General features: G+C 51.7%; 11 protein-coding genes. 7 read left to right on the forward strand and 4 right to left on the reverse strand.

Annotation, left to right across the window (positions count from 1 at the left end; all coding sequences use genetic code 11):
* Nucleotides 1-174 precede the first annotated feature (174 nt).
* From SH451x_RS21830 to SH451x_RS21850, 5 genes are all read left to right on the forward strand, one after another.
* Nucleotides 175-1,605, forward strand: coding sequence for a S1C family serine protease (locus SH451x_RS21830; RefSeq protein WP_479359274.1), 1,431 nt, complete (start codon nt 175-177; stop codon nt 1,603-1,605).
* Nucleotides 1,606-1,860: 255 nt separating this feature from the next.
* The gene (locus tag SH451x_RS21835) at nt 1,861-2,859 is read left to right on the forward strand and encodes a GDP-mannose 4,6-dehydratase (RefSeq protein WP_479359275.1); all 999 of its coding nucleotides are present in this window, start codon (nt 1,861-1,863) and stop codon (nt 2,857-2,859) included.
* A 113-nt stretch (nt 2,860-2,972) separates the two neighbouring features.
* Entirely contained in the window at nt 2,973-3,980 is a 1,008-nt protein-coding gene (gmd, locus tag SH451x_RS21840) for a GDP-mannose 4,6-dehydratase (RefSeq protein ID WP_479359276.1), read from the forward strand.
* 360 nt (nt 3,981-4,340) lie between these two features.
* The gene (locus SH451x_RS21845) at nt 4,341-5,735 is read left to right on the forward strand and encodes an O-antigen ligase family protein (RefSeq protein ID WP_479359277.1); all 1,395 of its coding nucleotides are present in this window, start codon (nt 4,341-4,343) and stop codon (nt 5,733-5,735) included.
* A gap of 128 nt (nt 5,736-5,863) precedes the next feature.
* Nucleotides 5,864-7,075 carry a formylglycine-generating enzyme family protein gene (locus SH451x_RS21850; protein WP_479359278.1) on the forward strand — a complete coding sequence of 404 codons (1,212 nt, stop codon included), beginning with the start codon at nt 5,864-5,866 and terminating at the stop codon, nt 7,073-7,075.
* 38 nt (nt 7,076-7,113) lie between these two features.
* On the opposite strand, the gene SH451x_RS21855 is transcribed toward SH451x_RS21850, so the two are convergent.
* The 4 genes from SH451x_RS21855 to SH451x_RS21870 all read right to left on the reverse strand — a co-directional run bounded on the left by SH451x_RS21855 (nt 7,114) and on the right by SH451x_RS21870 (nt 11,708).
* Nucleotides 7,114-8,127 (reverse strand): hypothetical protein, encoded by a 1,014-nt coding sequence (locus tag SH451x_RS21855; protein WP_479359279.1) that lies wholly within the window; start codon nt 8,125-8,127, stop codon nt 7,114-7,116.
* Nucleotides 8,128-8,163: 36 nt separating this feature from the next.
* Nucleotides 8,164-10,011 carry an ATP synthase subunit B family protein gene (locus SH451x_RS21860; protein WP_479359280.1) on the reverse strand — a complete coding sequence of 616 codons (1,848 nt, stop codon included), beginning with the start codon at nt 10,009-10,011 and terminating at the stop codon, nt 8,164-8,166.
* Nucleotides 10,008-11,405 carry a MotA/TolQ/ExbB proton channel family protein gene (locus SH451x_RS21865; protein ID WP_479359281.1) on the reverse strand — a complete coding sequence of 466 codons (1,398 nt, stop codon included), beginning with the start codon at nt 11,403-11,405 and terminating at the stop codon, nt 10,008-10,010. The genes SH451x_RS21860 and SH451x_RS21865 overlap by 4 nt, the downstream gene beginning before the upstream one ends.
* 168 nt (nt 11,406-11,573) lie before the next feature.
* On the reverse strand, nt 11,574-11,708 hold the full coding sequence (locus SH451x_RS21870; protein WP_479359283.1) for a hypothetical protein: 135 nt from the start codon (nt 11,706-11,708) through the stop codon (nt 11,574-11,576).
* A 14-nt stretch (nt 11,709-11,722) separates the two neighbouring features.
* Between SH451x_RS21870 and SH451x_RS21875 the strand changes: the two genes are divergently transcribed.
* Complete coding sequence (locus tag SH451x_RS21875; RefSeq protein WP_479359284.1) at nt 11,723-11,995, forward strand: hypothetical protein; 273 nt, start codon at nt 11,723-11,725, stop codon at nt 11,993-11,995.
* Between the two features lie 306 nt (nt 11,996-12,301).
* Nucleotides 12,302-13,447: a LysR family transcriptional regulator gene (locus tag SH451x_RS21880; protein WP_479359286.1), complete on the forward strand. Its 1,146-nt coding sequence runs from the start codon at nt 12,302-12,304 to the stop codon at nt 13,445-13,447.
* The last annotated feature ends 52 nt before the right edge of the window (nt 13,448-13,499 follow it).

A 13,499-nucleotide genomic window follows, 5' to 3' on the forward strand; every position in this document is an offset into this window, starting at 1 on the left:
GGTCCATTTGCCCAACAAAAGGGGGCTGACTTTCACTTCGGGCGATCTCGATTGGCGAGAAACGTTTGCTTATGTGATGGTCGCGCAGCTACAATTGTGGAGCGTAGGCCGTGAAGCCCAGGACCACCTCGATACAATTTCCGCACGCGTCAGGCTGCGAAAAAAGGTGAGCGTATGGATCAAAGCGATCAAAATTCGACTCCACACCAAGTGCTAGTCACTGCGTCTAGTTACCCGCAGTTTCAGTACGATACTTTGGGCAGCGGTTTCGATTCTGACGCTTTGGAACCCGTTGTGAAAGCCCCCCATGTCTCCTCGCACGTAAATCCTGCTGAAGATCTGTCCAGCAATTCAAATTGGCGAGCAGCGTTCGTTTCTACGCTTGTTTCGCTTTCCATCGTGTTGACGCTGCTTGTTGCTGTACGTTTCTTGCTGCCGCCCATGTTGGAAACGGCACGGTATTCGTGGTATCGCGGGCAGTTGCGAGCAGAACACGATACAGCTGGCGAGCAACTTAAGAATGTCAGCCTTGATACACTCTCCGATGTGTCGGCACTCGTGAGTCGCCGCGTTACGCCCACCGTGGTTCAAATTGATGTGCGTCAGCATGCACGGGATTCTTCTGCCGCCGCGACCAAACGATCTGCCAAAGTCATCGATGACGAAGAGTTTGCAAGGCAATTTGCCTTGGGTCAGGGCAGCGGCGTGGTCGTTGATAGTTCCGGCTATATTTTGACGAACTACCACGTTCTCGAGGATGCCGAGAAGGTCGAAGTACACTTGGCGGACGGTCGGCGAGTGAGCGCCAAAATCGTCGGCTCAGATCCTACTACAGATTTGGCTGTACTGAAAATTAATGCGCCGGACCTTATCGCGATCGACTGGGGCGATAGCGATAAACTCGATGTGGGTTCGACGGTTTGGGCCGTAGGCAGCCCCTTTGGACTGAGTGGCTCCATCACGTTCGGGATCATCTCCAGCAAACACCGCGTCGACCTCTCCGGTACTCGGTACATGCAGTCAGCTAACGCGCTCGCACCGCGTTATGGCGATTTGCTGCAGAGCGATGTGGCGGTCAACCCAGGCAATAGCGGTGGGCCGTTGGTCGACAAGAATGGCTCCCTCGTTGGAATCAATACAGCCATTCTGGGCGAGACCTATCGCGGCGTAAGCTTTTCGATTCCGAGCCGCGTTGCGAAACGTTGTTACGAACAGATTCGGCTTAACGGAAAAGTGGAGCGTGGCTGGTTGGGCGTGGAACTGGACATGGCTGCCAAGCCAAGCATTTTGTATGGCAAGCCCGCTTCACAAAATGAAACGCTCGATGATGTTGAAATTGGAACCTCGAGCGTGCAAGAACTTGGCGCTCGTGTGCTTGGTTTTGCGGAAGGCAAGGCGTCCCCTGCGCTGCGTGCAGGCATTAGGATCGGTGATCGCATCATTGAGTTCAACGGTACTCAGGTCCGAGACGCCAATGACTTGATTCGCATGATTGGCGAAACAGATAGCGGCATCCCTATTCCGCTAAAGGTGACCCGTAGTGGCAACGAGCTCGAGCTGAAAGTAAAGCTGGGGCGGCGTCCGGAAACTCTTCTGCAAAGATAACGCGTTCCACATTCTTGTTGCAATTGGTAGCTGTGCCGCATCTGTTTATTCGGATTGCTGTTTAATTGCAAGCATTTGGTTTGCCGCAAAAATACAGCGTGGTTTCGTTCCGACCGCTAATTCGTATTGACTGCGGATTGCAAAATTAGTGATAAACCGCGTAAGTACAAGGGTTTTGGCAAGCGGGTATGGCTGGATCCAAAACCTTGATCTTTCGATTCGAACGCGAGCACCATGGATGGTGGGGCGGAGTTTATGTCCAAGACGGCGATTATCACTGGCATTTCGGGCCAAGATGGCTACTACTTGGCAGCATTACTGAACGGGCGCGGTTATTCCGTAACAGGTTTGCTTCGCAAAGAGACCTATTGGCAAAGCGAAGCGGTGCGTCTCCTGCAGTTAGACGACACCATCAGCGCCGACCTTCGCCCATTCGAACTGAATTGCCAAGACGAGTGGAATCAACTCTTAGCTACGTTGCAGCCTGATGAAATATACCATTTGGCCGGCATGAGCTTCGTTCCCGAAACATGGCTGGCTCCCGCCAAAGCGATTCGCGCCAATACTGAGGTTACGCTCCTGATCCTGGAAGCGATTAGGAACTACAGCCCGCACACGAGACTTTTCCATGCTTGCTCGAGCGAAATTTTTGGTCGGCCGGAGAAGGGTCCCCAAAATGAGAACACAACACTGCGCCCGATATCGCCTTATGGGGTTACCAAGGCCGCTTCGCACCACATGATTGACGTCTACCGCAACAAGTATGGGTTGTTTGCATGTAGCGGCATTTTGTTCAACCATGAATCGCCGCGTCGGCCAAAGACATTTCTGACGCGGAAGATTTCTGCGGCAGCAGCTGCGATTGCGACTGGACAGCAAGATCAACTGGTATTGGGCTGTCTCGATTCTTCCCGCGATTGGGGATATGCCGTCGACTTCGTAGACTGCATGTGGCGGATGATGCAGACCAGCGTTGCGCGCGACTATGTAATTGGCACGGGGCGTTTGACTTCGATAAGAACATTGCTTGACATCGCCTTTCAATATGTTGATCTCCGGTGGCAAGATTTTGTTACGACTGATCCAAAATTTGCTCGCTCCGTCGATGCGGCGTCGGTGTATGCTGATTCGACGGCGGCGTATTCCGAGCTCGGCTGGCGAGCTGAAACGAACATAGAACAGCTAATGCAGATGATGGTCGAACACGACTTGAATCTGTGCGGACAAGACGCAGGACATCGTAAGGCTGCATAGTCTGTGCAGTTTGCGAGATTTAGAAAAAGTGGCGTAGCCATCCCCGCTTGTATTTGTTAATCATAAAACTCCCCATTAATCACATTACGCATCCGCATCGGAGATTCAAAGGAATGAGCTCTACCGCCCTGATCACTGGCATTACCGGCCAAGACGGATCCTATCTTGCAGAGCTTCTGCTAGAAAAAGGCTATGAAGTCCACGGCACATTTCGCCGCGCAAGTACTCCTAGCTTCGAGCGGATTGAACATATTCAGGATCAGATCCAGCTTCACCAATCGGACCTCAGCGACCAATCGTCTTTGTATAAGCTGATCGAAAAGATTCGACCTCAAGAAGTTTACAACTTGGGTGCGCAAAGTTTTGTGGGCACCAGCTGGGACCAAGTGCTTGCCACAGGCGATATTACTGGTTTGGGGACTGCTCGCGTACTGGAAGCGATCAAGAGCGTTGACCCATCGATTCGATTTTATCAAGCCAGTAGCAGTGAAATGTTTGGCTTGGTCCATGAGACTCCGCAACGTGAAACAACGCCGCTTCATCCACGTAGCCCTTATGGGGTTGCGAAGGTCTACTCGCATTATCTAACGATCAATTTTCGTGAAAGCTACGACATGTATGCTTGCTCAGGAATTTTGTTCAACCATGAATCGCCCCGCCGCGGCTTGGAGTTTGTCACTCGCAAAATTACGTCGGCTGTGGCTCGAATCAAGTGCGGCCTACAAAGCGAATTGCGGCTTGGTAACCTAGACGCGAAACGCGACTGGGGCTTTGCAGGGGACTATGTCGAAGCGATGTGGCTGATGTTGCAGCAGGACAAGCCAGATGACTTCGTAGTTGGAACAGGCATCACCAGCCGCGTTGCAGACTTCGTAAACTTGGCATTTGAGCGAGTCGATTTGGATCCAGAAGAATTTGTCGTCATCGACCCACAATTCTATCGTCCTGCCGAAGTTGACCTCTTGCTTGCCGATCCTACCAAAGCCGAAAAGCAACTCAACTGGAAGCCTCAGACCAACCTACAGCAATTGGTGAATATGATGGTTGACAGCGATCTTGAAATCGCTGAACGAGAAATCGCCCTTCGCCGCACGCAAGTTCGAATTCGCCAAGCGGCCTAGAGCGGTTGTGCGCTACGATTACGCGATAAACAATAAAGCGGGCCAAACGGTCCGCTTTTTTTGTTGGCCGCAGCAAGATGGAAAGAGCGAACGAACCCACACGGCAAGGTTTGAAGGCGACAAACGAGAAAGGTCACCGGCTGAAAGCAGCCACTAGGACCGCTTCTACCGGCATTATTGATAAATTCTAGCAGCCGCGGCTCTAAACCGGTCAATCATTCGCTTAGATCCCGGTCTGCGGTTGGCAACGATCGAGGCCGGACTATCTTTACAGGTAAGGCTAAATGTCAAATCGTTAGATTTCGTTCTTTTCTTGTCCTATTTTGCTGGCCGGGCCAGCTCCGTGGATCGCTGCCAAACATGGACTCCTTGATTCCTGATCGACGCTGCCGGTCTTTTTCAAGCGAACTCTCACCACCAAGCCTTAACGCTGTACCAGCGATGCAGGCGAGCCGCCAAGCGCGAATGGATCTGGCAGGATTCTTCAACTTGGTCTTATACCCGATCTTTTTGCAGGTGAGCTACATCGGGATGGTGTTTGTCAATAACATCGATTTGGCCAAAGAGATCCAAACCGGTGGCTCAAGCTTCACGTTTCAAAACTTGATTAGGCTCGCGTTTCTGGCTTTATCCTTGGTCGTAGGAGCTTGGGGATGGTGGCACCGCGAAAAAGTTCGACTGTTGCTTTCGTCGCTTCCAGGCCTCTTCATCCTTGCCTTAGCGGGTTGGCATTTCGTCACAGTTCCCATGGCGTTGGATCCAACAAAAGCGTTCGTCAGCGCTTTCAGTTTTGTTGCGATCGTAATAATAACGACGGCCATGCTTGCAGAATTCGGTTTCCGCAAGTTTGTTCTTGCCACATTGTTCGGCGCGCTGCTGTATGTTCTCGTAAGCATCGGCTTGTACGTTGTCGCACCAGAGATGGCGACATTTAAAGAAGTTATGAATCGGATTGTGACCGTCGAGCGGTTCGGCGGTTTGTCACATCCAAACATCCTTGGCAAGTATGCGGTGCTGATGCTGATACTTACCATCGGGTGTATTGCTGATGGCTACATTAATTGGAAATGGGTTATTCCCATACTCGTGCTTGCTGCAGGCGTGTTAGTCGCTTCGAAAAGCCGAACACCAATCATTGCGGGAACTGCGGCAGCGCTCATGATTATGCTGCCACTGTTGCGAATGCGCGGCACGTATCTAGCCATTGCGGCTGGCTGTCTGATTGGAATTCTGGGCTATATGACAATTGAAAGCTCCCTCGGGTTTGACTTCGTGTTAGAAAAAATCATCACGAAAGGCACCAAAACGGGAAGTGCTGACGAAGTAACGACAGTTACAGGACGAACGGACATCTGGCAGTATTCCTTGGCGAGATCTGTAGAGCGACCAATATTTGGCTGGGGGGCTGCGTCAACTCCGATAGTTATGGAAGACATGTCGGGCCACTCGCACAACATAATATTGCACCCAATCCTTGCCATTGGTTTTCCAGGTGGCATGATGGTTTTTATGCTGCTTCTGCTGAATTTTGCCACAGCCATTCGCTTGAATCTTGCGGTCGTCCGCGGCTGTTTAATTTTTCTAGTCGTCATCGGCCTAGTAGAATCCCCGCTCTTAGGCTCCTTTCCAGACGCGTTGACTTGTATTTGGTTGGCAACGACGCTCCTGCCTGTCTACCTAGTTTTAGAGAGAGGCGACAACAAGAGGCATCTCCAATCGGAGACTGAAAACTTGCTGCCGGCGACAACCGCGTAACTATCCGTCTGGCATCGACCCACATATTGTTTCACGATTTGACGGGTTTCGTCGACATTTTACGATTTGGCATACGGGTGTATAATGTTGATCCCTCCGATAACCTTCCTTCATTAGTAGATTAAGTAATGCGATTGAACGTTTCCGCTGTGTATTTCCTAATTCGACCTTGTTTGGCCGTCCTGTTTTTAGCTTCGCTCACAAGCTTTACCCTGGCCGATGCCGCGACAGACGGGTCGAGTCTGGGAATCGTCGAAGAGAAGCCCTCTGAGGGCTTTTTCGTTGAAGTCGACGGCAAATTCATGGTTCCCTATACGGCTCCAATCCCTGGTACTGACCTTATGTTTACCATGGTTCCCGTGCCCGGCGGTACCTTTACCATGGGATCACCCGACAGCGAAGAAGGCAGACAAGCCGATGAAGGTCCACAACGCGAAATCAAAATCGATCCGTTCTGGATCGGCGAGAGCGAAGTGTCTTGGGCGGAGTACAAATCGTTTATGGGAATGTACAACGTATTCAAAGACCTATCGCGCAGAAAGATCCGCAGCATAACGGCAGACAATCGCGTCGACGCCATTACGGCTCCGACGCCGCTGTACGAGCCCTCTCACACTTATGAATTGGGCGACGATCCTCAGCAACCTGCCGTCACGATGACACAGTATGCAGCAAAGCAATACACAAAATGGTTAAGCGGTTTGACTGGAGTTCAATATCGACTGCCAACGGAAGCCGAATGGGAATATGCGGCTCGCGCTGGAAGCCAATCGGCATATAGCTTTGGCGACGATGCGAGCAAACTTGCCGAGTATGCAGCGTTCGAAGGTAATTCTGACGGTGGTCCCGCCAAAATCAAATCATTTGCGCCGAACGCGTTCGGGCTCTTTGATATGCACGGCAACGCCTGGGAATGGGTAATTGATGGTTATGATCCTTCCGGATATCCATCTTCCGATGCGGATACGCTGGGCACCGCTGAAGCGATCAGCTGGGCTAAAGAGGCCTCGTCAAGGACAGTTCGCGGCGGGGGATTTCAAGATACTGCGGATCGACTTCGAAGTGCGGCTCGCATGGGATCTGAAGATGAAGAGTGGAAGGACTCCGATCCTAACATTCCAAAATCGCCTTGGTGGTTTACCGACGACCCAGCTCGCAGCGTGGGAATGCGACTTACTCGATCGTACACACCATTGGACAAAGAGCTCTTGACGAAGTTCTGGGAGATTGACAACGAAGATATCGAAATCGACGTCGATGTTCGCCTGGAAGAAGGTCGCGGCGTTTTAGGAATTCCCGTTCCTGAACTTGCAGAGGATATCAAAGCGGCCGGACAATAAAGCGGGATTGCTCGAAGCTCGTTGCGGCATTTACCATGCTACTGCGATGTGCTGGAGGTTCCTTGCGGCGACGCACCTACGCGAATACCTTCTGGAAGCGGGCGTGCCGCCGTCAAATAGCCGTCGACAAACAACCGTTCTTTCAACTCCCGGAACGTCCCAAACGAATCTGGGTAGACCCACACGGTAATGGTTGTATTTCGAGGTGTATGAAGCGACAACTCGGTTCGCAATCGCCCTGAAACTTGAAACGCAGACTCTAAATCCTCGCGAATCACATCTGCCGTAGGGTCAAGAACAAAATATTCCAGCGATATGCTTTGGGCCATCGACATGGAACTGCCATTGGAAATTAACCCCCGCTGAGCCTTGAGGGCGAACTTCATGGTAAAGCCTTCGACAGGGCCGAGCGTATCGACAATTCGGTCCGAACGAACGGCCCGCGATGCCGCCATTTGCGCATGAGTTTTCAGCGACTCAATCAGCGTATCCCACGGGATAACAGATATCAGATTGCCTTGCAGCAGCACATGAACTTCATCGCCGAACACAGTTTTTGCCATCGGTGTCGGTAAGTGCTGCAAGGTTATCGTTTGAGTTGGAACTTCGCTCGATTCGATGTCGCCTTGCTGCGCCAAAAGTGATGCAATCTTTTGCTGAAGTTCATCGAGCTCGACTTGATTCGCCACTTCCTGCTGTTGCTCTTCGGTAAGTGACTCTTTCTGTTGCTCAACTTCTTCTTGCCGCACGATCAGTTCCGTTAGCAAACGATCCCGTTCCGCCTTGCGATCTAACCATTCTTGCTGATACTTGCGCAAGGACTCAGCCTGTCGGATCAAATCTTTTTCTACACTTTTCGCAGTTTCGAGCTGTTCGTCGACGATAGAGTTAGATTCTTCCGCCAAGACTTTTTCAACCACTGCTTTGGCTGCTATTTTGGTCTGCGATGCGACCACAACAACTAATATGACGAGCACCCCGACAAGGTTTGCAACCGTATCGAGAAACGCATCAGCGTTGATTTCGAAGCTTTCAGAGAGACGGCGTTTCATTTATACCAATTGCTTGTTATGTTTTAAGCCCATACGTTAGCGGCCAGACCGAATTTCCACACCACTGTCTGCAAGCATAGCTTTCAGCTGTTCTTCGGCCCATTGTGCGTCCGCCGTTGCGTTCAATGATATGATCGGCACCCAGTATCCGTTGTTTACTGCGATGCCCCATTGCTCGATTCGGTCTTGAACGGCCTTGCTGAGCTGTTGCGCGCATGCCCGCGGACCCTGGCCTAGCAATATTTCATGTTCGATACGATTGCGGTTCCCACTGTCTACGATCTGCCATCGGTCGGGCAAAACTCGGATTTCGATCGACCGATGCACCGGAGTACTCGAAAGCTGCTTACGCTGGATCGCCCACCCATGCCCCAAACTATTGGCGATGGATTGAGAATTTGCCTTCTGCGCCTTTGCGGCAGCCGAACTTTGCTCTTGCCCGCCTTGCTCTTGCCCAGCCGATGGCGGGCCAGACTGTGTATGGCTAGACGTTGCCGTACCAGGTTCGGGCCGTTGCTTTGCCAACTCCGCCCTCGCTTCTGCGCTCATCGCCTCGGCTGGGTCACCAATAGCACTCGATTGTTCTGCGTTGCTGGCTGCGCCCGATGACTGCGCAAGAGGGTTTCCACCAGCGGATTGGTCTTTCACTTGCCCGCCTGACCGACCTTCTTGCCCACTGCCGTTTTCAACTTCGACGTATGAAGCGGAATCGGATTCGGCTAAATTTGAATTACCGCTGGAACTGCTAAGTCGACTGCCAATTTGAGTATCTTGCATCGACGTGAGAGTTGATGAACCTTGCGGTGAATCGGCTCTGGCAACGCCAGGAATGGTCGGCCATTCATTGGCTACAGTTCCGGGGATGAATCGCTCTCCCGCGCCCAACTCGCGAGTTCCACCGCCAAATGCTTCGTCACCATTCTGTACAGCCAAATCGGAAGGCGTGTCATCCCAGGTATCCGAACTTGCGTAGCGACGCGGCATCGCGGCCATCATTTCAGTTTGGCGAGCGCGCGCTTTGACTAGGACGGTTTCCAACTGGTCGCGCATGCCAGGTAAGGAACTGGGAAAAGACAACGGCATTTCAGCATCGATCAGTTCGTACCCTTGTTGATCATCCCAAGCCGATAGCGCGGAACGAGCTAGAGCGTAGGATGCTATTCCATCGGGACGAACCAACAGCAAAGGGTAGGGCGTTGCCGCAAAACTGCTCTGATCAAACTCCTGCATTTTTGAGCGGATCGTGCGCAGACAGGCATCGAGCGGGTTTCCTGGACCATGAGGTGGCTTGAGGTCGTCGATGGCAAGCAGAATTCCCTCTGGCTGGATGAGCACACCCTCGGCAACACACTCTAGGTATATCGGTCGTCTCGCGGTCCCATTCGGTCCGACGTACGGAATTATCGAAAAAGCCGGTCGACTTACCTTCTTTGACTCGATAGCCTCCGCGATCTGCAACTCTAAGTCTTCTACCTTGGTCCGTAGTTGTTCGACCAGCTCTTGATGTTGCGACGTCGCCAAAGCGCCATCGTTTGTCTTTTCTTGAACAGCGGCTGCTTCTAGTTTCAGAGAGTCTAGCTCTTTCTCAAGCCGTTCAATATGACTATCCAAGTGCGAGACCGCTGCGATTGCCCGGCCGATCTTCTCCTGCTCATCTTTTCGTACGGCAAGAAGCTCTTTCGTTGCTAGGTCTAAGTAATCCTGAGCTTCCTGAGCCTCTTGATGTGCATCAAGCAACTCGGCCTTAGCTGATTGCGATGCTTGAGTCACAGCGATCGTCAATATGAAAACTAACGCACCGATAGTGCAAACCATTACAGCCAAGAATGGAAAAAGAGCTGGAGCGAGAGAATCTTGTTGGCCGCGAGCTTTTCCTGAACTCATGCCGCTTTCCCCGAAGTTCCATCCATCGAGTCAAACAAGTTGTTCTCGGTGGTTCGGCGTACATTCCCACGAACTCCTTTGCCGATCTGACCGGATCTTTCAAGCTGGATCCCGAGCATTGCAACCGCTTCAGCCAGACAAACGGCAGCTTCGTGAAAACGATCGACGTCCGTCATGCGCCCCAAAGTCTGCTGCACCGTTTCATCGAGCGCTTTAAAGCGATCGCATCCGTCGACAAGTGCGACCAACATCTCACTCTGCTTGGTCAGTTCCAACTGGCTTTGCAGCATTACGCGTGACTGTTCGGAGAATGAAGTCTGCCATTGTTGATATCGTGTTTCGAGTGTTAAGCTGGCGTTCGATTGAACCTTTTCCACCTCCCGACTCAACTCACCCAACGATTGATCCATGGCTTTCTTCAACGCTTCACTAAGATCCGTGCCGCTCTCATTTCGAAGCTTCAGCCATCTTTGCTGCGACTGCTCGTTAGCCTCTCTCCAAAGCGACTCTTGCCTTTCAATCAACCGGTTGATTGCATTCGCAGTGCCATCAACAATGCGTTCGGCAAGCGTTTGTACAAGTGCTGAATGATCAACTTGTTCCGCTTCTTCTCGCTTGAGCAAAGAATAAGCACGATCTGCAACTTGAGTATCTAAAGCTTGCCGGAGTTTCGATTCAAAGCCTCCGACCGCAAATTGTCCGAACATGGCAGCAATTGTGAGCACTAACCCTACCGCCGTTGTATCGAACGCAATGTAAAGTCCCGCAGTGAGCGAATCCATTGCACTTGCTTCACCGCTTGCTAACAACTTCATGTCCATGTTACCAAGCGTCTGCGAGATCCCCACGACGGTTCCTAAGAAACCTAACATAGGCATAGCCCAGCAGATTATCCTAACAATTGAATATGCATCATGCTGTTGGGTTGCATCGTCGTCTGCAAGATCTTGCAAGTCTTGATCGAAATGTTCACAAGAGCCTCGTTGAATCTGTCGACGAAGTAACTTGCTTAACCGATTGCCGAAGAAGGACCCAACAATAGCTTCGCGTTGAGCTCGCCACATCGAATCCAGCCAACGAACGGAATCAATCGCACTCGCTTGTGGCATCGATTGCATCAAATCAAGCAAGCTGTTGGTCGCCACGCGCATAGCCTGGGTTTCGCGACGGGTCGCTTGAAGTTTTTGCGCGAGCACTGCGATGGCGATTGAGAACAAGAAAACGGCAGAGATCGATACGGGATGCCCCAAGGAATACCGTCGCAAAACGGCGTAATCCAGCGGGCCGAGTACGATTAATGCAAAGAATGAACCAGCTGCCAACGCGCCCAGCCCAATGCCAGTCCAGAGCGAAGTCTGAAAATTCTTCTGATCGCTTTGATTTCTTGATTGCATCTGACTCTCTGTAAAATAGTTCGTACGCGTTGCTCACCCGTTGCAATCGGGTCTTGGTTAGTACACGACTGCAACAAGGAGCGTCAAGGCAAGTGTTAGTCGCGCGGACTTTGGCAATAGAAGCGGTTAGGACAACGCCAGAATTTATCGATACAAAGTTAGCTAGCTTTAACTTAAGAAGTTTGAACGGAGCGACCGATTGAAGAAGTTGCTGCGGAAAGGAAGCTGCGGTGGCAACTCTGCCATCTGCCACGGAGCTGGTGCTGCTACATCCCATCGCTGGTCACCTGCGATCCATCCCATGAGGCCTATCTCCAATGTGGCGTGCATTCTTCTCCGCAGTCGGAATCGTGCTGCTAATCCTTGGCATCGAATGTTTGCTGATTGATCAAGCAATACTTTCAAATGGAGCCGGCGAGCAACCGATACAGCAACAGATGCAAGCTGTGTCACTTTTTGGTGGAAGTTCTAATGCGAGCTTTGCCGCCCCGTCGAACAAAATCTTCCGGCCAGCCGAGTGGATTCCGTGGAGCTTGTTAGCAACCGGAGCAATAACTGTCCTCTATTCTGCGTCCTACCGTCGCACCTAGTTCCCAGCGCCTGACCTCCCGGTACGGAGCCGAAGTGCGGCTTGAGCTCCAATAGCGACGATTCCTCCGCCAGCGATGCCTGGAGGCGTTGTTTCGCCCATTAGGTCTTGCATGATCTGTATTCCAGACGCACGGAGCGCGTCATAAACCTCCTATCTGGAAGAGTTTACGTCGAATCTGCGGCTTGCCACGCCCACATTTCGGCGATTCCTTCGGAAGTCGTTGACAGAGGCACATTCACAGTTATGATTATCGAACTTTCTAATCCAACCCAAACCAGCATTAGAAAAACTAATCTAACAATTTATGCTCGATCACCGCAGACCGCACCATTCCATGCAGCTTCGCTCGTTGAGAGTTTTCTGCGATGTCGTGCGCAGGCGTAATTTTTCAGCCGCCGCAATCGAACATGGGATGACTCAAGGAGCGGCTTCGCAAGCGGTCCAACATCTGGAAGACTTGGTTGAAGTCAAATTGCTGGATCGGTCGACGCGTCCCTTTGGGCTGACCGCCGAGGGTCAGAAATTCTTTGAGGGTGCGAATGCCATTCTTCGAAACTTCGACGCGTTGATTGACGAAATCCGCGGGAACGCAGCAGACGTGTCCGGCCACGTTTCCGTCGGTTCGATCTATTCCATTGGGCTTAGCTACCTTCCTGCCATTGAGGAAGAATTCCGCAGTCGGTTTCCCAATGCATCGATCCAGACACACATGGCTCATCCGGACGAAGTTTACCGGGCGGTAGAGCAGGGTACGGTTGATATCGGTTTGGTATCCTATCCGGAGAGCACAAAAACGATTCTGGCCACACCTTGGCGGGAAGAGCCGATGGTGCTCGTTGGTTCGCCGCGTCATCGCTTGGCTTCGCAGTCGGTTTTGAGCCCCAGCGAGTTATCGCAAGTTGGCTTGGTCGCGTTTGCTCCGGAGCTGCCCATTCGACACGCGATAGATCGTGCGCTGCGAGCCGTGAACATTACGATGCGAATTGTTGTCGAGTTAGACAACATCGATTCGGTGAAGCATGCGGTGGTGGTGAATAGTGGGCTTGCGTTCCTGCCGGAATTGACCGTGCAGCACGAGTTAGCCGCAGGTTCGTTGAAACGACTTCCGTGTGCAGATTTTTCGCTTACACGTCCAATCGGCTATCTTCAACGACGCGACAAGACATTATCAAGAGTTGCACGCGAGTTCCAAGAGTTGCTTGTTCCGGCTGCACATTGCAGCAGTGATGACGATGGAGGTGCGGCGAGTGCGAGCACATCGGTTCGGCATAACAAATCGATAAGGAATGATGTCGATAGAGGAAAAGAAAAGCAGAAGAAGACTCGCCGTGAAGCTGGTGAAGCTTCTTCTGAATTGGAGGCTGGAAATGAACATGGAGGATCGAGACCAGCGGAAACACCCAAGAGCGTCGTCGTTGTCGAACATAGCGATCCATTGCCCATCGTTTGACAAGCCACGATTCCCGCAGTCATTTAATTGTAATATAGTTTAACGAAAGTAG

The sequence above is a fragment of the Njordella aestuarii genome, from assembly GCF_056494165.1.

What these genes read in the sequence shown, in the direction of transcription:
- SH451x_RS21850 (WP_479359278.1), top strand. Translation starts at nt 5,864, where the DNA reads ATGCGATTGAACGTTTCCGCTGTGTATTTCCTAATTCGACCTTGTTTG.
- SH451x_RS21875 (WP_479359284.1), top strand. Translation starts at nt 11,723, where the DNA reads ATGTGGCGTGCATTCTTCTCCGCAGTCGGAATCGTGCTGCTAATCCTT.
- SH451x_RS21880 (WP_479359286.1), top strand. Translation starts at nt 12,302, where the DNA reads ATGCTCGATCACCGCAGACCGCACCATTCCATGCAGCTTCGCTCGTTG.
- SH451x_RS21865 (WP_479359281.1), bottom strand. Translation starts at nt 11,405, where the DNA reads ATGCAATCAAGAAATCAAAGCGATCAGAAGAATTTTCAGACTTCGCTC.
- gmd (WP_479359276.1), top strand. Translation starts at nt 2,973, where the DNA reads ATGAGCTCTACCGCCCTGATCACTGGCATTACCGGCCAAGACGGATCC.
- SH451x_RS21855 (WP_479359279.1), bottom strand. Translation starts at nt 8,127, where the DNA reads ATGAAACGCCGTCTCTCTGAAAGCTTCGAAATCAACGCTGATGCGTTT.
- SH451x_RS21835 (WP_479359275.1), top strand. Translation starts at nt 1,861, where the DNA reads ATGTCCAAGACGGCGATTATCACTGGCATTTCGGGCCAAGATGGCTAC.
- SH451x_RS21845 (WP_479359277.1), top strand. Translation starts at nt 4,341, where the DNA reads ATGGACTCCTTGATTCCTGATCGACGCTGCCGGTCTTTTTCAAGCGAA.
- SH451x_RS21870 (WP_479359283.1), bottom strand. Translation starts at nt 11,708, where the DNA reads ATGGGATGGATCGCAGGTGACCAGCGATGGGATGTAGCAGCACCAGCT.
- SH451x_RS21830 (WP_479359274.1), top strand. Translation starts at nt 175, where the DNA reads ATGGATCAAAGCGATCAAAATTCGACTCCACACCAAGTGCTAGTCACT.
- SH451x_RS21860 (WP_479359280.1), bottom strand. Translation starts at nt 10,011, where the DNA reads ATGAGTTCAGGAAAAGCTCGCGGCCAACAAGATTCTCTCGCTCCAGCT.